Origin of the sequence: Glycomyces sp. NPDC049804 (assembly GCF_040674615.1) — a bacterium.
GTDB lineage: Bacteria > Actinomycetota > Actinomycetes > Mycobacteriales > Micromonosporaceae > Glycomyces > Glycomyces niveus.
Genome location: NZ_JBFAMQ010000004.1, coordinates 215,343 through 231,705, shown reverse-complemented (window position 1 = coordinate 231,705; position 16,363 = coordinate 215,343). Strand labels below are relative to the sequence as shown.

Here is a 16,363-nt window from a genome sequence, read left to right as displayed (position 1 = left end):
CGCGCGCCGCGGACCTGAACGTCCGCCAGGCGTCGCGCGCCGCGGCCCGGGCGGCGGCGGGGTCTTGGCGGGCGCGTCTTAGAGTGGACCCTCCTGCCCGACAGCAGCGCCGACACCGCGAGCCGCCGGTTCCCGACCCCCCTTGGCCCGCAGGCGGTCGCGCGATTCGACACCCCGAACGAGGACTGCCCGTGGACTCCGGAACGCTCATCGCCGGCCGCTATCGGCTCGACCGCGTCATCGCCTCGGGCGGGATGGGTTCGGTGTGGCGGGCCGAGGACTTGCGGCTCGACCGCACGGTCGCCGTGAAGGTCCTGCACGCGGGCCTCGACGGCTCGCAGCGGCCCCGCGACCGGTTCGAGCGGGAGGCGAAGACCCTGGCGAGCCTGAAGGGCCCGGGGTGCGTGGAGGTCTACGACTACGGCGAGGAGGCCGACGGGGACCGGACGGTCGTGTTCCTCGTGATGGAGCTCGTCGACGGCGTCTCGCTGGCGGAGCTGCTGCACCGGGAGGAGAAGCTCGACCCGGCCCGGACGATGGCGATCATGGCGCAGGCGGCCGAGGCCCTGGCCGCGGCGCATCGGCGCGGGATCGTGCACCGGGACATCAAGCCGGGGAACCTCCTCATCGACGCCGAGGACCGGGTGAAGGTGGTGGACTTCGGGATCTCGCTGTTCCAGAACCGGTCGCGGCTCACCCCGAGCGACCAGGTGCTGGGCACGGCGCCGTACGTCTCGCCGGAGCAGTTGCGGGACAAGGGCGTCACGGGCGCGTCCGACCTGTACTCGCTGGGGGCCGTGGCGTACGAGTGCCTGACCGGGTCGCCGCCTTTCGACGCGGCCGACCCGGCGGCGGTCATCCACGGGCACCTGTACTCCGAGCCGCCCGCGCTGCCGGCCGACGTGCCGGCCGAGGTCGCCGGGATCGTCTCCCGGTCGCTGCTGAAATCCCCTGAGGAGCGCTGGGAGTCCGGCGACGTGCTCGCGGCGGCGGCCCGGGCGGCCACGACCGGGCAGCACGCGGTCGCGACGCCTCCGGCGCTCGAATCCCCAATGGATGGCGCGACCGCTGACGACCCGGCCGCGGCGCGGCCGCCGTTCCTGCCGCCGGTGACGCCTCCCGCGGAGCCGGCGGCGCTCGAGCAGCCGGACCCGCGCCGGCGCCGGATGGTCCTCGTCGGCGCGGCGGTCGCATTGGTGGCCGTCGTGATCGCGGTCCTGGCGTTGAACCCGTTCGCGGGCGACGGCCGGGTCGCCGAGGGCGCGGAGGGCACCTCATCCACTGTGGAGGCTTCGGGCGCGGCGGCGGAGACGAGTGCGACGGCCAGCGCCGACGCGTCGGCGTCCGAGGCGGGCGCGACGAGCGCGGCCGAGTCGACCGGCGCCGAAGGCGACAGCGGCACCGGGGAAGACGGGACCGGGGACGGCACCGAAGGCGGCGGCGAGACCGGCGGCGGTGAGACCGGCGGCCAGGAGGACTCAGGCGGGGACGACACCGCGAAGGAGGGCAGCGCCGAGGTGCCCGACGCGCGGGGCAGGACCACATTCGACGCTCGCGACTACCTGAACGAGCAGGGCTTCACGAACGTGTCCGCCGTGGTCGGCTACTACGCCATCCACCCTGAACCTGCGCACTGCACGGTGATCGACCAGAATCCCGCACCAGGTCAGACCAGCGACTACGCCGCACCGATCACGCTGTACTTCCACGAGCGCACGGCCGAGGGCACCAGCTGCTCGTGGTGACGGACAGGCGGCACTGCGGCGGAACGGGTTGACCGGCCCGGCTCCGCACTGAATGATTGAATGGGCGACCAGAGCGACCGTGAGGCGCGGTCGCCTCGGTCGGTCGGCTCTGACGGGATAGGGATCAAGGTGGACGAAGGAATCAACTCCGCACCGGGCGTGGTGGTCGGGGTGCTGCTCATCCTCGCGGCGATCATGTGGTTCTCCCCCGGCGCCCGGCACAAGTTCCGCAAGGCGACGCTGTGGCTGGTTATCGTGGCGGTCGCGATGATCATCATCTTCGGCTACCTGAACGCGGGCCAGCAGACCTGAGCCGCCGTCGCCTCCGGCCCGCACTGTCGGACCCTCGTGTCAGGGTGGTTGCCGGGGGCCCCTTGAATGCCCGTTTTGAAGGCTAGCGCCTGAATTGCTCTACGCCCGGTCGTAAGCGACCGGGCGTTTTCGCTGCTCACCGCGTTCTGGAAATTCCCGGCCCTCCTAGTGGAACAGATCGTTCCGGTCTGTTATAGTGGAATCAAGCGTTCCGTTCCACTGTTCTACGAGAGCCCCGGAGGCAACCGTGACCATCACCGCCGAAACCCCGATCATCGACGCGGCGCGCCCCGCCGCGGTCGAGGCCCCCGAAACCGGCACGGCCGCAACCGAAGCGCCCTTCCCGCGGCGCTGGCTCGGGCTCATCGCGATCCTCGCGACGACCCTCCTCAACCTGCTCGACGCGTCGATCGTCAACGTCGCCGCTCCCGCGATCCGCACCGAACTCGGCGGCACCGCCGCGACCATCCAGTGGCTCGCCGCCGGGTACACGCTCGCCCTCGCGATCGGCCTGCTCACCGGCGGCCGCCTCGGCGACATGTTCGGCCGCAAGAAGGTCCTCATGGTCGGCCTGGTCGGCTTCCTCGCCGCCTCGCTCGCCTGCGGCGCGGCCGGGTCGATCGAGCTGCTGCTCATCGCCCGCGTCGTGCAGGGCGCGTTCGCGGCGGTGATGGTGCCGCAGTGCTTCGGCCTCATCCGCGACATGTTCGGCCGCGAGATGGGCAAGGCCTACGCGCTCTTCGGCCCGATGATCGGCCTGGCTACCATCGGCGGCCCCATCCTCGCCGGCCTGCTCGTCGACGCCGACCTGTTCGGCACCGGCTGGCGCTCGATCTTCCTGCTCAACCTGCCCCTCGGCATCGCCGCGCTCGTTCTGGGCGTGAAGATCCTCCCCGCGGGCGCTCCCACGGTCAAGGGCCTGAAGCTCGACCTCGGCGGCGCGGTCATCGCGGCGGTCGGCATGAGCCTGCTGCTCATCCCGCTCGTCGAGGGCCACGAACTCGGCTGGCCCGCCTGGTCGATCGCCATGCTCGTCGCCTCCGTCCCGGTCCTGGCCGTCTTCGTCCGCCTCCAGGTCGGCCGCGCCCGCATCGGCAAGTCCGCGCTGATCGAGCTGAGCGTCTTCAAGAAGCGCTCGTACACCTCCGGTATCGCGTTCGTGGTCGTCTTCTTCGGCTCGGTGACGGGCTTCTCGCTCGCGGTCGGCCTGTTCCTGCAGCTCGGCCTCGGTTACAGCCCTCTCAAGGCGAGCCTGGCGATGGCCTCCTGGGCGTTCGGCGCGTTCATCGGCTCCGGTGTCGGCGCGGGCATCGCGCCGAAGCTCGGCCGCAACATCCTCCACATCGGCCTCGTCGGCATGGTCGTCGGCCTCTCGATCCTGTTCTTCCAGCTCGGCGGCGACGCGGCCCCCGGCCCGTGGGCGCTGGTCCCTGCCCTGCTGGTCTTCGGGATCGGGATGGGCGTGATCTTCGTGCCGCTGTTCGGGATCATCACCGGCGACCTCGAGGACCACGAGGTCGGTTCGGCCTCCGGCCTCCTGGAGTCGTTCCAGCAGGGCGCGTCGGCGCTGGGCGTGGCCGGTCTCGGGACGGTCTTCTTCAGCCAGTTCGCGATCGGCGCCGGCGCCGCCCCGGCGATGGGCGCGGCCCAGCTGGTCACCGGCCTCACGGTCCTGCTGACCCTGGTCGCTTTCGGGGTGGCCTTCGGACTCCCGAAGCAGGCCAAGGCCGAGCACTAGATGTCATGAGTCCCCGACCGGTCGGGCCCTCGCGGGCGCGGCCGGTCAGGGCGTCTCTCGAGAAAGGTGCAACAGAATGAATCGCTCTGTTCCGGATAGGATGCCGTCATGACCGACAAGCCGCTCAGCGGGCGCAAGGCGCAGGCCGCCCGCAACGACAAGCTCATCCTCGAAGCCGCTCACGAGGTGTTCGTCGCGAACCCGGAGGCCCCGATCGCGGAGGTCGCCAAGCGCGCCGGCGTCGGCATCAGCGCGCTGTACCGGCGCTACCCGAGCAAGGAGGACCTGCTGCGCAAGCTCTGCGGCGACGGCCTGGCCAAGCACGTGGAGCTGGTGCAGGAGGCGGTCGACGCCGAAGGCGACGTGTGGGAGGCGTTCTGCCGCTTCATGAGGCAGATCGTGGCGGCGGACACGGCGTCGATCACCGTGAAGCTGGCGGGGACCTTCACACCGACGCCGGACATGTTCGCGGCTGGCGCGGCCGGGGCCGAGTTGAACGACGCCCTCATGCGGCGGGTGCACGGCGCGGGCGTGATCCGCGAGGACGCCGAGATCGGCGACATCATCATGATCACCGAGTCCCTGGCGTCGATCGACATCGGCGACGCCGCACGGACCCGCGAGGTGCGGCTGCGGATCCTCGAGTTGTACCTGGAGGCGCTGCGTGCCCCGGGCGAGAGCCCGCTGCCGGGCACAGCCGTGTCCGAGGAGGAGATGGGCGTCCGCTGGATTCCGAAGAACGCCAAGGAATAGGCGAAGCGCCGCACGATCGGGCGGCCCTGCCGACGCTCGACATGAAAGGCCCGGTCGGAAGACCGGGCCTTCCTTCTCGGCAGCGGCACCGCCAACTGCGCTACGCCCGCCCCAAAACCGCCCCAGTTCCCGAACACGAGCAAAGACCTGGTCATGCGACCAGGCCTTCTCCTCTGGAGCGGACGACCGGGATCGAACCGGCGACCTACACCTTGGCAAGGTGTCGCACCAGCGCGAAGCGCTGCAACGGCACCGCCAACTGCGCTACGCCCGCCCCAAAACCGCCCCAGTTCCCGAACACGAGCAAAGACCTGGTCATGCGACCAGGCCTTCTCTTCTAGAGCGGACGACCGGGATCGAACCGGCGACCTACACCTTGGCAAGGTGTCGCGCTACCAACTGCGCTACGTCCGCATTTCTCCGGTGTTGACCGGGGAACGGTGATTACTTTAGCGCATCGTTCACCGGCCCTTGATAGGGCCTTGGTACCGATTGGGGCGCGGCTCACGCCTGGGCCGCGCCCGTCCCGGTCAGGCCCCGGCGCCATCGAGGCCGAGCGACGCCAGGACCTCGGCGTCCAGGCCCTCGATCGCGACCTCGTGCTTGCGGTTCGCCTCCCAGTCGGCCCGGGTGAGCCGCCAGCGGTTGTCCTGGCGGCGCACGCCGTCGAGGACCTTGTGGTCGATGCCGTCGGCCTTGTAGCCGAGCTTGCGAGAGACGCCCTCCGACGGACCGTTGCCCTCGAAGGAGGCGCTCAGCGCGAAGTCGGCGCCGAGCCCGGTGAACACGAACTCGAGCACGGCCGCGCGCATCTCGGTGCCGAAGCCCCTGCCGTGGTGGGCGAGGCCGAGCCACGAGCCGGTCCTGGCCTCGCGGGTCGCCTTGAAGTCGGCGGCGCCGACCTCCTGCATGCCGATCACCTTGCCCTCGTGCACGGCGACGAGCGGCAGCATCCACCGCTCGGGGGTGATCCCGGCTATGACGCCCAGCTGGTGCATCAGCGTCCGGCGGCCGCGTTCGACCGGTTCGCACTCGGTCCACGGCACCACGAACGGCATGAAGTCCGGTCCGTGCACGCCCGCGGCGGCCTCGTCGGCGAGGGCCACGAGGTCGTCGAGGTCCGGCAGGCGCAGTTCGAGCCGCTCGCTGCGCAGGCGCAGCCGGTAGGCCGGCAGGTAGTCGGTGAGTGTCACGGGGTCTCCTTCGCGAGGCCGAGCATGTCCAGCACGTCGTCGTCGAGGCCGTCTATCACGACCTCGTGCTTGCGGTGGGCCTCCCAGTCGGCGCGCGAGAGCCGCCAGCGCCGCAGGTGCCGCCGCTTGCCTTGGACGACGTGGAACTCCTCGCCGTCGGCGCGGTAGCCGAGGCGGCGCGAGACGCGCTCGGAGGCGTCGTTGCCGATGTAGGAGCCGCTGCGGGCGGTCTCGGCGTCGAGTCCGGCGAACGCGAGGTGCAGGATCGCGGCGCGCATCTCGGTGCCGAAGCCGTTGCCCTGGTGGGCGCGTCCGATCCAGGAGCCGGAGTCGACCTCGCGGGTGGTCTTGAACTCCTTGCCGGAGACGACCTGCGAGCCGATCGCCTTGCCCTCGCGGAAGACCAGGAAAGGGATGCCCCAGTCCTGCGGTTCCCAGCGGCCGATGGCCCGGTGGTACCAGACGATCGTCCCGCGCGCGACCGTCGCGGGGTCGGCGGCGGTCCACGGCACGGAGAACGGCATGAAGTCCGGGTCGTGGACGCCCGCGGCGGCGGCCTCGCCGAGGTCGGCGAGCTCGTCGAAGTTCGCGGGCAGGCGCAGTTCGAGCCGTTCGGTCCGCAGGCGGAGCCGGTGGATCGGGAGGTGGTCGGCGATCATGCCTCGATTCTTTCCGGGCGGGCGCGGCGGGGCAATCGGTTTAACCGCGACCCCGGGACTGCAGACGGTCCTGACATGTGTCAGACTTTTCTGACATGCGACAAGGATGGTTTTCATGGGAACCGAGGAGTTGACCGGCGCGGCCCTGCTCGCGGCCAGCTCGGCCCTGGCGAACCCGCACCGGCTGCGCATCCTCGGGGCGCTCGCCGACGGGCGGCAGTACGTGAGCCACCTGGCCCGCCAGCTCGGGATGAGCCGCCCGCTGCTCCACATGCACCTGCAGAAGCTCCAGTCCGCGGGGCTGGTGAAGGGCTCGCTGGAGCTCTCGGAGGACGGCAAGGCCGTCAAGTACTTCGAGGCGGTCCCCTTCAAGCTGGAGATCACCCCGCAGATCGTCAAGTCGGCCCTGCCGACGCTGCCCCCGTCGACCGACAAGAGAGAGGGAACCTCGCCATGAACATGGGACAAGCCGGGATGCTGTTCGTCTTCGGATTCGGCCTGCTCGTCACCGCCGTCATCATCGCGGGCATCGTGTACGCGGCGACCACCGCGAAGGCGAAGGCCTCGGTGGCCCGCGAGGACGCCTACCGCGAGCTCGCCGCCAAGATGAGCCTCGACAACACCGAGGTGCAGGCGTCCCTCGCAGAGATCAAGGGCCGCTTGGCGAACGTGGAGCGGATGCTCAAAGAGGTCGACTGAGCCGCGGCGGCCGAGGCGAGGAATTCCCGCGAATCGCGGTTCAGGCCCGCCCTGATGCGGCACCCTCGGACGCATGGACACGACGCAATCCGGCCTGTCGACCGCGCCTTTGAGCAATGAGGAGCTGGCCCGCCTCGACGCCTACTGGCGGGCCGCCAACTACCTCACCGTCGGACAGATCTACCTGCTCGACAACCCCCTGCTCCGCGAACCCCTGCGCCCCGAGCACATCAAGCCGCGCCTGCTCGGCCACTGGGGCACCAGCCCCGGCCTCAGCCTCCTGTACGCGCACCTCAACCGGTGCATCACCGCCCGCGACCTCGACATGATCTACGTGACCGGCCCCGGCCACGGCGGGCCGGCCATCGTCGCCAACACCTGGCTCGAAGGCACCTACCCGGAGCTGCACCCCTCGGTGAACCACTCCGAGGAGGGCCTCCGGCAGTTGTTCCGCCAGTTCTCCTTCCCCGGCGGCATCCCCTCGCACGTGGCCGCCGACGTGCCCGGCTCGATCCACGAGGGCGGCGAACTCGGCTACGCGCTCTCGCACGCGTACGGGGCCGCGTTCGACAATCCGGACCTCACGGTCGCGTGCGTCGTGGGCGACGGCGAGGCCGAGACCGGCCCGCTGGCCGGCTCGTGGTTCTCGAACGTGTTCCTCAACCCCGTCTCCGACGGCACGGTCCTGCCGATCCTGCACCTCAACGGGTACAAGATCGCCAACCCGACGATCTTCGCGCGCATCTCCGACGAGGACCGCATGTCGTTCTTCCGCGGCGTCGGCTACGAGCCGTTCCTCGTGGAGGGCGACGACCCCGCGAGCGTCCACCAGCGCCTCGCCGCCGTGCTGGACGCGTGCTTCGACCGGATCGCCGAGATCCGCGCCCACGCGCGCCGCCACACGGGCGCCGAGGGCGGCACGCCGATCCGGCCGCGCTGGCCGATGGTCATCCTGCGGACCCCGAAGGGCTGGACCGGACCGGACGATGTGGACGGCGTGCCCGTCGCCGGCACGTGGCGGGCCCACCAGGTGCCGCTCTCGGCGGTGCGCGACAACCCCGAGCACCTAGCGATGCTCGAGGCGTGGATGCGCTCGTATCGGCCCGAGGAGCTGTTCGACGCCACCGGCAAGCCCGCGCCCGAACTGCTCGAGATGCATCCGCGAGGGGCGCGCCGCATGAGCGCCAACCCGCACGCGAACGGCGGGCTGCTGCTGCGCGACCTCGTCCTCCCCGACTACCGCGAGTACGGCCCGGAGATCAAGGGCCACGGGCGCACCACCGGCGAGGCGACCAAAGTCCTCGGCAAGTGGATCCGGGACGTCATCGCCGCCAACCCCGACCGGTTCCGGCTCTTCGGCCCCGACGAGGTCGAGTCGAACCGCCTCGGCGCGGCCTTCGAGGCCACCGACCGCCAGTGGGGCGCCGAGATCCTGCCCACCGACGAGCACCAGGCGCCGCAGGGGCGGGTCATGGAGGCCCTCTCGGAGCACCTGTGCGAAGGCTGGCTCGAGGGCTACCTGCTCACCGGGCGGCACGGGTTGTTCACCAGCTACGAGGCGTTCATCCACATCGTCGACTCGATGTTCAACCAGCACGCCAAATGGCTCGACTCGACGAACTCGATCCCGTGGCGCCAGCCGATCGCCTCGCTCAACTACCTGCTATCGAGCCACGTGTGGCGCCAGGACCACAACGGCTTCTCCCACCAGGACCCCGGCTTCATCGACCACGTGATGAACAAGAAGGCCGACATCGTGCGCGTCTACCTGCCGCCGGACGCCAACACGCTCTTGTCCACGATGGACCACTGCCTGCGGAGCCGCCAGTACGTGAACGTGGTCGTCGCCGGGAAGCAGCCGGCGCTGCAGTACACGAGCATGGACGAGGCCGTGCGCCACTGCGAACGGGGCCTCGGCATCTGGGAGTGGGCCTCCACCGACGACGGCCAGTCGCCCGACGTCGTGCTCGCCTGCGCCGGGGACGCGCCCACACTGGAGGTCCTGGCCGCCGCCGACCTGCTGCGCCAGGCCCTGCCGCGGCTGCGCGTGCGCGTGGTCAACGTCGTGGACCTCATGCGACTCCAGCCCGACACCGAGCACCCGCACGGCCTCGGCGACCGCCAGTTCGACACGATCTTCACCGCCGACAAGCCGGTGCTCTTCGCGTTCCACGGCTACCCGACGCTCATCCACCGGCTCACCTACCGGCGCGCGAACCACGACAACATCCATGTGCGCGGCTATAAGGAGGAGGGCACCACGACCACGCCGTTCGACATGGTGATGCTCAACGACCTCGACCGCTTCCGCCTCGTCATGGACGTCATCGACCGCGTGCCCGGCCTGGGCCAGAACGCCGCCGGGCTCCGGCAGCGCATGGTCGACGCCCGCCACGCCGCCCGCGAGCACACCCGCGTCCACGGCGAGGACTCGCCCGCCGTCGCCGAGTGGGAGTGGCCGCACTGACCGGGAACCCCCAGCCGCGCAACCGATTCCGTCCGGCGTCTTGACACCGGGTGAACACGCTTCGTTAGTCTCTAAGGGGAGGCATGCTCGCAACCCCTGGGAGGACTCCACGTGGCGAAGGTCAGGCCCGGTCGCGTCGTGGTCGACTACGAGGACGACCTCGTCGTCTTCACCGTCGGCATGCGGATCAACAAGTTCTGGAAGTTCGGCAAGTGGTGGCCGGTGTTCACCTCGATGCCCAGGATGCTCCGCGAACTCCACGCCGACCCCGACCTCGGCCTGCTCGACACCCGCACCATGATCGGCGGCCGGGTCATCATGGTCGTCCAGTACTGGCGCAGCGAGGAGCACCTGGAGCGGTACGCGCACTCGCAGGTCCACGCCCACCGCGGCTTCTGGAAGTGGTTCAACCGCAACGTCAAGAGCAACGGCGAGGTCGGCCTCTGGCACGAGCTCTACAAGGTCAGGGCGGGCGAGTACGACACCTCGTACATCAACATGCCGCCGTACGGCCTCGCCCGCGCCACGAAGGAGCGGGACGCGACCCGCACCGACCCCGACGACCACGACCACGAGGCCGACGCCGTCCGCTGAGGGCGGTCAGGCCTCCAGCAGCGCGAGGTTCTTGAGCAGGCTCTCGGTCGACCAGCCGCGCTGGTGCTCGGTCTGCTCCGGGTCGAACCCGCGCACATCGCACTCGGCGATGAGGATGAGCATCAGGTAGACGCGGTAGAGCGCGAGACGCCGCTGCTCCCCCGCCGTCATCCCCCGGCCCAGGAAGCCCTCGGCCGAAGCGGCCTGCTCCGCTTCGGAACCGAACGCGAGCGACACGATCTCGGCGATCGGGTCGCCGTAGAACGCCCGCTCGCCGTCGATGAACGCCTCTACACGCCAACCGCTCTCGCCGCGCTCCACGAAGATGTTGCCGTCCCACAGGTCGAAGTGGACGAGCGCGGGCCGGGTCACCTCGTCGAGCAGCGCCTTCTCGCCGTGGACGATCGCGGCGATCTCCTCGGCCGGGCGCGGCAGCGGCGAGCCGTTCTCCGCGATGTCGGCGAGCACGTCGTCGACCATCGCCAGGAACGACTCGGACCACGAGTCGGCGACGGTGCGGCCGCTCTGCCGCGGATACCCGAACCGCTCCCCGGTGACCGTCGCGAAGCGGGCGCTCAGCTCGCCGATCTCGCGGCGCAGGGCCAGGAACTCCGCATCGGACATCTCACTGCGGGCCTTCGGCAGCGAGACCCCCTTGAGGCGGTCGATGATCATCACGCCGCCCTCCGGGTCGCCGTAGTGGAGCGCCGGCATCGGCACGCCCGCCTCCAGGCCCCGTTCGAAGCACTCGATCTCGGTGGCCATGAGGTCCACCTCGTAGCGCAGCAGCTTCAGGCTCTTGTCAGGGGCGACCTTGACGACCACGTGGCGGCCGTCGGCCAGCGCGAGGGCGTGGGCGGCGTTGAAGAACCCGTCCTTGAACTCTTCATGGCCGGTGACCTCGATCGGGCCGGGGAGGTGCTTGCGGACGAGGGCCTCGACGTCGGCGCGGTCGAGCTTGGGGCGGATGGCGATCTCCATCGCGCCATTGTGTCGCCGCCGGGCGGGGCGCGCAATCGGGTATCGGTGCGGCTCTTGCCTGCTGGGACGGGCGGGCATAGCGTGGGAAGTCGACCGCGAACGGACACCGGAGGCGATATGGACGCTGTGCGACTGCGACTGCGACGGCTGCGGCCCGGCGACCTCGGCTGGATCGTCTACAGCCAGGGGAAGGGCTACTGGGAGCAGTTCGGCTGGAACGAGGAGTACGAGGCGCTCATCGCGCGCATCGTGGCCGACTACGCCGAGCGCCACGACCCGACGCGCGAGGCGGGCTGGATCGCCGAGATCGACGGCGAGCCGGTCGGGTCGGTCCTGTGCGTGGACGCCGGGGCGTCGGTGGCGAAGCTGCGGCTGCTGTGGGTCGAGCCGGCGGCTCGCGGGAACGGCGTGGGCGGGCTGCTGGTCGGCCAGTGCGTGGACTTCGCGCGGGAGGCCGGGTACCTGTCGATGTCGCTGTGGACCATGAGCGTCCTCGATTCGGCGCGGCGACTGTACGAGGACGCGGGGTTCGCGCTGGCGGACGAGCGGCCGGTGCGGATGTTCGGAAAGGACGACCTGGTGAACCAGGTCTGGGACCTGCCGCTGCGAGACGCCGCCGCGTGAGCCCGCCGCCGCCCGGGTCGTGATCTGGGCCACGGCCGAAATATTCGGATCGGGGCGGGCGTCGTATAGGTCGTTAGCACTCTCCACCGCCGAGTGCTAATCCTGAGGAAGGAGACAGCCACCATGATCGTTCGCTACCAGCACCCTTACGCGGCGTTCCGGCAGTTCGACCGCGAGTTCGAGCGCCTCGCGCGGGCCGGTTTCGGCCAGCGCGCCGTCCAGTACACGCTTCGCTCCGACGTCTACACCGAAGGAGAGGACCTCGTCATCACCGCCGCGGTCCCGGGCGTGAGCCCTGAGGACGTCACGGTCGAGCTCGAGGGCCGCCGTCTCTCGATCACCGCCGAGCGCCGGCAGCGCGAAGCGGCCGAAGGCGACCGCTACCTCGTGCGCGGCCTCGCCGGCGGCACGTTCCGCCGCGAGTTCACGCTCCGCGAGGGCGTCAGCGCCGACCAGCTCAGCGCGGAGGTCGCCGACGGCCTCCTGACGATCCGCGTCTCGGGCGCCGTCAAGCCGGCCCCGCAGGCGCAGCGCATCCCGATCAAGGGCGTCGAGCCCAAGGTCGAGATCGAGGGCGAGGCGACGTCCGAGGACGCCGAGTAAGCACGGAAGCGAACGGCCCCAGGGGTTTCCCTTGGGGCCGTTGCCGTGTCCTCAGTGCGCCGCGCCGACGAGGTCGGCGGCTTTGCGCAGGTCGGCCGTGAACCGCGCCAGCGCCTCGTCCCGCTCGTCGCCGGAGAGGCGGATGACCGCCGAAGGGTGGACGGTGGCCATGAACTCGCAGCGGCCTGCTTCGCCGAGTTCGAGGTCGTAGACACGGCCGCGCTGGGTGCTGACACGGAAGTCGGTGCCCATGAGCGATTGGGCGGCGGTCGCGCCGAGGGCGACCACGAGGTCGGGCCGGACCGCCCGCAGTTCGGCCTGGAGCCACGGGTGGCAGGCGACGGTCTCGCCGCGGGTCGGCTTCTTGTGGAGGCGGCGGCCGGTCTCCTCGGCGCGCTCGAACTTGAAGTGCTTGACGGCGTTGGTGACGTAGACGCCGGAGCGGTCGACGCCGGCGTCCTCGAGCGCCTGGTCGAGCAGGCGCCCGGCCGGGCCGACGAACGGCTCGCCCTCGCGGTCCTCCACGTCGCCGGGCTGCTCCCCCACGAGGAACAGGCGGGCGTCCTCCGGGCCGTCGCCGAAGACGGTCTGCGTGGCCTCGCGGTAGAGGTCGCAGCCTTCGCAGGACCGGGCCGCCTCGCGCAGCCGCGCGGTCCCCGCGCTTTCGGGCACCCACGCCTGGGCGCCGGGATGCCGTGCCATGCGGCCCTCCTGCCGTTCGGGTCGGCACGGTGGATACCCGCGGTGCCGGCCGGTGAACCCGGCGGGAGCGCCGGAGGCCCCGGTTCGGGCCGGGGAGGGGCCGTCGGTCCGCGGTGAACCCGCGGACGGCTCGATCAGGCGAGAGCCCGCGGCCGGGGGCCGCTACGGGCGGCCTCGTATCGACCGTGCCCGCACGGCCTTGTGCGCGGTGTCGGCGAGCCACACCGCGGGTATCGCGAGCGCGGCGAGGGCCCAGCCGAGGGGGTCGGGCACAGTGCCGCCGAGGAGGTCGGGCAGCGGCGGCACCGCGAGGAAGACGGCGAGCATGAGGAGTTCGAAGCCGACCGCGTACAGCAGGAGCGGGTTGCCGCCGAAGCCCACCCGGCCGATCCAGCGCGCTTCGCTGCGGCACGCGAACGCGTTCGCGAGCTGCCCCAGGACGATCGCGGTGAACGCGGTGCCGGAGGCGGTGGCGAGCAGGGCCGCATCGGGTGCCGTGCCCCACGTCCAGCCGCCCGCGAAGAGGACGGCGGTGAACGCGCCCATGGCGACTGCGGCCTCGGCCGGCCCGAGGACGCCGAAGGCGCGGCGGACCACGCGCGCGTCGATCAAGCCCCCGGTTCGGGCTGGACCGCGCATGGTGCGCGGGTTCGGGGGCTCAGCGCCGAGCGCGAGCGCGGGGAGCAGGTCGGTGCCGATGTCGAGCGCCAGGATCTGGAGGACCCCGATGGCGAGCGGCAGGGAGCCGCCGAGGAGTGCCCATACGGCGAACGGCGCGAGCTCGGCGACGTTGTCGGTGAGGTGGTACGTGAGGAAGCGGCGGATGTTCGCGAAGGTGGACCGGCCGAGTTCGACGGCCGCGACGATCGTGCCGAAGTGGTCGTCGAGCAGCACCAGGTCGGCGGCCTCGCGGGCGACGTCGGTCCCGGAGGCGCCCATGGCGACCCCGATGTCGGCGGCGCGGAGCGCGGGACCGTCGTTCACCCCGTCGCCGGTCATGGCCACGATGTGCCCGCGGGATTGGAGGGCTTCGGCGATGCGCAGCTTGTCCTCGGGGGCGACCCGCGCGACGACCACACCGTCGCGGTCGAGCAGCGCGCCGAGCTCGGCGTCGTCCGCGGGCAGGTCCTTGCCTTCGACCACGATCGCGTGAGGGCCGAGCAGTCCGACTTCGGCGGCGATGACGGCGGCGGTGCGGGGGTGGTCGCCGGTGATCATCGCCAGGCGGATGCCGGCGGCCCGGCAGGCGGTGATCGCTGCGGCCACGTCGGGCCGCGGCGGGTCCTCCAGGCCGACGATGCCGAGCAGTCCGAGATCGCGTTCGGCGGAGGCGGCCTGGTCCGCTTCGGTCACCGCGGCGCGGTGCGCCACGGCGAGGACGCGCAGCCCTCGCTCCGTCATGGCCGCGACGGCGGCGGCCGCGGCGGCGGGGGTGTGCGCGCACCGCTCCAGGACGGAGTCGGGTGCGCCGGTGACGTGCACGCCGTCGGCGTCGACGACGGAGGCGCGCCGCCGGCGCGGGTCGAACGGGTGGCGCCACTGCGGCGTCGGCGGCGCGGCGACGCCTGAGCGATCGGCGAGGACGTGCAGCGCGACCTCCATCGGGTCGCCCACGGGCTCCCAGTGCGAGTCCCCCCTCTGGACCGCACGGGAATCCGGCGAGCAGCGCGCGGCGCTGTCGGCGAGGCGGCGCACCGCGGCGAGCGCGGCCGGGTCGCCGGTCACCGCCCCGGAGGGCCGGTAGCCCTCGCCGGCGACGGCGACCGTGCCGGCAGGCGTCCACACTTCGACGACCGACATCTCGTTGCGGGTGAGGGTGCCGGTCTTGTCGGTGCAGATGAACGTGGTGGCGCCCAAGGTCTCCACCGATTCGAGGCGGCGCACGAGCGCGTTGCGCGACGCCATGCGCTGCGCGGCCCGCGCCAGGGAGAGCGTCACGGTCGGCAGCAGCCCTTCCGGGACGAGGGCGACGGTCACACCGATCGCGAACAGCGCGCTCTCGCCGCCGGCCCGGCCAAGTGCGAGGGCGACCGCGAAGAACACGGCCCCGACGGCGACGGCCGTCAGCGCGATGATCTTGACGACGCGCCGCAGCTGCACGGCGAGCGGGCTCGGCGGGCGGCCGGCCCGTTCGGTGACGGCCGCGATCCCGGCCAGTCGCGACCGCGCGCCCGTCGCGGTGACGGTCGCGGTCGCGTGGCCCTCCACGACGTGACAGCCCGCGTAGACGCCGCCGCCCGGGTCGGGCCGGACCGGAACGCTCTCGCCGGTCAGCATGGACTCGTCGACCGACAGCCGCCCGTTCACGACGGTCGCGTCGGCGCAGATCCGGTCCCCGGCCTCCAGCAGCAGGACGTCGCCGACGACGAGGTCTTCGGCCTCGACCGTGACGGGGCGGCCGTCGCGCCGCACGGTCGCGCGGACCGGCAGCAGGTCCCGGAGCCGTTCGGCGGCCCGGTCCGCGCGGTATTCCTGGGCGAAGGAGAACACGCCGTTGACGACGACCACGGCGGCGATCGCCGCGGCCAGCGCGGGCATCCCGGCCACCAGCGCGAGCGCGGCGGCGATCCACAGCATGACCGCGAAGAAGTGCGCCATCTGCGCGCCGAGCATCAGCAGCGGATGCGGCCGCCGGGGCGGAGGCAGGGCGTTGGAGCCGTCGCGTCGCAGCCGCGCCGCCACCTCGGCGGTGGTCAGGCCGGTGGCCGCCGATGACGCCTTCCCGGCTTCCATGTGCCCAGCCTAGGCGCGGCGCGGCCGGGCGGACCGGGGTAGGAAGGACGCGTCCGATGTCCCCGATGTCCCGGACGGGCGGTGCGAACACCGGCCTGCGACGTCAGTCCTCGGCGCGGACGACCAGGACCGGGCAGGTGGCGTGGTGGAGGCACTTCTGGCTGACCGAGCCGAGCATGGCCCCGGTGAACCCGCCGAGGCCGCGTTGTCCGACCGCGAGCAGGTCCGCCCCTTCGGACTCGTCGAGCAGCACCCGGGCCGGGTGCCCCTTGGCGACGGTCTGGGTGACGTTCACGCCTGGCCGGGCGGCCGCGGCAGCATCGACGATCGCAGCGAGCGCTTCCGCGGCCTTTTCACCGAGGTCGTCGCCTGGGTAGACCGGGACCTTCTTGCCCCAGTTGGTGGGGACCTCCCAGGCCATGACCGCCTTGACGGTCGAGCCGGTCTTCGCGGCCTCGTCGAGCGCCCATCGCAGGGCGGCAGCCGAGGACGGTGATCCGTCGATGCCCACCACGATGCCGCCGTCGGCGTGCGGTTTCCGTGCCATTGCCGCCTCCAAC

16 protein-coding genes and 2 tRNA genes are annotated in these 16,363 nt (G+C 71.6%); 10 read left to right on the top strand and 8 right to left on the bottom strand.

Annotated features, from left to right (window positions below; genetic code table 11):
• Window positions 1-191 precede the first annotated feature (191 nt).
• The 4 genes from AB0K52_RS08015 (at window position 192) to AB0K52_RS08000 (ending at window position 4,548) form a co-directional block, all read left to right on the top strand.
• Entirely contained in the window at window positions 192-1,745 is a 1,554-nt protein-coding gene (locus tag AB0K52_RS08015; RefSeq protein ID WP_363527814.1) for a serine/threonine protein kinase, read from the top strand.
• A 60-nt stretch (window positions 1,746-1,805) separates the two neighbouring features.
• On the top strand, window positions 1,806-2,057 hold the full coding sequence (locus AB0K52_RS08010; protein WP_363527811.1) for a hypothetical protein: 252 nt from the start codon (window positions 1,806-1,808) through the stop codon (window positions 2,055-2,057).
• 247 nt (window positions 2,058-2,304) lie between these two features.
• On the top strand, window positions 2,305-3,795 hold the full coding sequence (locus AB0K52_RS08005; protein ID WP_363527808.1) for an MFS transporter: 1,491 nt from the start codon (window positions 2,305-2,307) through the stop codon (window positions 3,793-3,795).
• A 108-nt stretch (window positions 3,796-3,903) separates the two neighbouring features.
• Window positions 3,904-4,548 carry a helix-turn-helix domain-containing protein gene (locus tag AB0K52_RS08000; RefSeq protein WP_363527805.1) on the top strand — a complete coding sequence of 215 codons (645 nt, stop codon included), beginning with the start codon at window positions 3,904-3,906 and terminating at the stop codon, window positions 4,546-4,548.
• 174 nt (window positions 4,549-4,722) lie between these two features.
• Here the strand turns inward: AB0K52_RS08000 and AB0K52_RS07995 are convergent.
• From AB0K52_RS07995 to AB0K52_RS07980, 4 genes are all read right to left on the bottom strand, one after another.
• Window positions 4,723-4,822: transfer RNA gene (locus AB0K52_RS07995), tRNA-Gly, on the bottom strand.
• A gap of 67 nt (window positions 4,823-4,889) precedes the next feature.
• A tRNA-Gly gene (locus AB0K52_RS07990) sits at window positions 4,890-4,962 on the bottom strand.
• Window positions 4,963-5,078: 116 nt separating this feature from the next.
• Window positions 5,079-5,741, bottom strand: coding sequence for a GNAT family protein (locus AB0K52_RS07985; RefSeq protein ID WP_363527802.1), 663 nt, complete (start codon window positions 5,739-5,741; stop codon window positions 5,079-5,081).
• Entirely contained in the window at window positions 5,738-6,400 is a 663-nt protein-coding gene (locus AB0K52_RS07980) for a GNAT family protein (protein ID WP_363527799.1), read from the bottom strand. Before AB0K52_RS07980 ends, AB0K52_RS07985 begins: the two co-directional genes overlap by 4 nt.
• Before the next feature lie 115 nt (window positions 6,401-6,515).
• Between AB0K52_RS07980 and AB0K52_RS07975 the strand changes: the two genes are divergently transcribed.
• The 4 genes from AB0K52_RS07975 to AB0K52_RS07960 all read left to right on the top strand — a co-directional run bounded on the left by AB0K52_RS07975 (window position 6,516) and on the right by AB0K52_RS07960 (window position 10,160).
• The gene (locus tag AB0K52_RS07975; protein WP_363527796.1) at window positions 6,516-6,857 is read left to right on the top strand and encodes a winged helix-turn-helix domain-containing protein; all 342 of its coding nucleotides are present in this window, start codon (window positions 6,516-6,518) and stop codon (window positions 6,855-6,857) included.
• Entirely contained in the window at window positions 6,854-7,099 is a 246-nt protein-coding gene (locus AB0K52_RS07970) for a hypothetical protein (protein ID WP_363527793.1), read from the top strand. The genes AB0K52_RS07975 and AB0K52_RS07970 overlap by 4 nt, the downstream gene beginning before the upstream one ends.
• A gap of 73 nt (window positions 7,100-7,172) precedes the next feature.
• Window positions 7,173-9,566 carry a phosphoketolase family protein gene (locus AB0K52_RS07965; RefSeq protein WP_363527790.1) on the top strand — a complete coding sequence of 798 codons (2,394 nt, stop codon included), beginning with the start codon at window positions 7,173-7,175 and terminating at the stop codon, window positions 9,564-9,566.
• Window positions 9,567-9,677: 111 nt separating this feature from the next.
• Entirely contained in the window at window positions 9,678-10,160 is a 483-nt protein-coding gene (locus tag AB0K52_RS07960; RefSeq protein WP_363527788.1) for a DUF4188 domain-containing protein, read from the top strand.
• 6 nt (window positions 10,161-10,166) lie between these two features.
• On the opposite strand, the gene AB0K52_RS07955 is transcribed toward AB0K52_RS07960, so the two are convergent.
• Window positions 10,167-11,141, bottom strand: a complete 975-nt coding sequence (locus AB0K52_RS07955; RefSeq protein WP_363527785.1) for a phosphotransferase — start codon at window positions 11,139-11,141, stop codon at window positions 10,167-10,169.
• Window positions 11,142-11,258: 117 nt separating this feature from the next.
• Between AB0K52_RS07955 and AB0K52_RS07950 the strand changes: the two genes are divergently transcribed.
• Window positions 11,259-11,765: a GNAT family N-acetyltransferase gene (locus AB0K52_RS07950; protein ID WP_363527782.1), complete on the top strand. Its 507-nt coding sequence runs from the start codon at window positions 11,259-11,261 to the stop codon at window positions 11,763-11,765.
• 123 nt (window positions 11,766-11,888) lie between these two features.
• Window positions 11,889-12,368, top strand: coding sequence for an Hsp20/alpha crystallin family protein (locus AB0K52_RS07945; RefSeq protein WP_363527779.1), 480 nt, complete (start codon window positions 11,889-11,891; stop codon window positions 12,366-12,368).
• 51 nt (window positions 12,369-12,419) lie between these two features.
• Here the strand turns inward: AB0K52_RS07945 and AB0K52_RS07940 are convergent, their stop codons facing one another.
• The 3 genes from AB0K52_RS07940 to AB0K52_RS07930 all read right to left on the bottom strand — a co-directional run bounded on the left by AB0K52_RS07940 (window position 12,420) and on the right by AB0K52_RS07930 (window position 16,350).
• Complete coding sequence (locus AB0K52_RS07940; RefSeq protein WP_363527776.1) at window positions 12,420-13,070, bottom strand: UdgX family uracil-DNA binding protein; 651 nt, start codon at window positions 13,068-13,070, stop codon at window positions 12,420-12,422.
• Window positions 13,071-13,232: 162 nt separating this feature from the next.
• Entirely contained in the window at window positions 13,233-15,803 is a 2,571-nt protein-coding gene (locus tag AB0K52_RS07935) for a cation-transporting P-type ATPase (protein WP_363527773.1), read from the bottom strand.
• A 103-nt stretch (window positions 15,804-15,906) separates the two neighbouring features.
• Window positions 15,907-16,350 carry a universal stress protein gene (locus tag AB0K52_RS07930; RefSeq protein ID WP_363527770.1) on the bottom strand — a complete coding sequence of 148 codons (444 nt, stop codon included), beginning with the start codon at window positions 16,348-16,350 and terminating at the stop codon, window positions 15,907-15,909.
• Window positions 16,351-16,363 lie beyond the last annotated feature (13 nt).

What these genes read in the sequence shown, in the direction of transcription:
- AB0K52_RS08010 (WP_363527811.1), top strand. Translation starts at nt 1,806, where the DNA reads ATGGGCGACCAGAGCGACCGTGAGGCGCGGTCGCCTCGGTCGGTCGGC.
- AB0K52_RS07940 (WP_363527776.1), bottom strand. Translation starts at nt 13,070, where the DNA reads ATGGCACGGCATCCCGGCGCCCAGGCGTGGGTGCCCGAAAGCGCGGGG.
- AB0K52_RS07935 (WP_363527773.1), bottom strand. Translation starts at nt 15,803, where the DNA reads ATGGAAGCCGGGAAGGCGTCATCGGCGGCCACCGGCCTGACCACCGCC.
- AB0K52_RS07970 (WP_363527793.1), top strand. Translation starts at nt 6,854, where the DNA reads ATGAACATGGGACAAGCCGGGATGCTGTTCGTCTTCGGATTCGGCCTG.
- AB0K52_RS07975 (WP_363527796.1), top strand. Translation starts at nt 6,516, where the DNA reads ATGGGAACCGAGGAGTTGACCGGCGCGGCCCTGCTCGCGGCCAGCTCG.
- AB0K52_RS07945 (WP_363527779.1), top strand. Translation starts at nt 11,889, where the DNA reads ATGATCGTTCGCTACCAGCACCCTTACGCGGCGTTCCGGCAGTTCGAC.
- AB0K52_RS07980 (WP_363527799.1), bottom strand. Translation starts at nt 6,400, where the DNA reads ATGATCGCCGACCACCTCCCGATCCACCGGCTCCGCCTGCGGACCGAA.
- AB0K52_RS08000 (WP_363527805.1), top strand. Translation starts at nt 3,904, where the DNA reads ATGACCGACAAGCCGCTCAGCGGGCGCAAGGCGCAGGCCGCCCGCAAC.
- AB0K52_RS07965 (WP_363527790.1), top strand. Translation starts at nt 7,173, where the DNA reads ATGGACACGACGCAATCCGGCCTGTCGACCGCGCCTTTGAGCAATGAG.
- AB0K52_RS07930 (WP_363527770.1), bottom strand. Translation starts at nt 16,350, where the DNA reads ATGGCACGGAAACCGCACGCCGACGGCGGCATCGTGGTGGGCATCGAC.
- AB0K52_RS07950 (WP_363527782.1), top strand. Translation starts at nt 11,259, where the DNA reads ATGGACGCTGTGCGACTGCGACTGCGACGGCTGCGGCCCGGCGACCTC.
- AB0K52_RS07955 (WP_363527785.1), bottom strand. Translation starts at nt 11,141, where the DNA reads ATGGAGATCGCCATCCGCCCCAAGCTCGACCGCGCCGACGTCGAGGCC.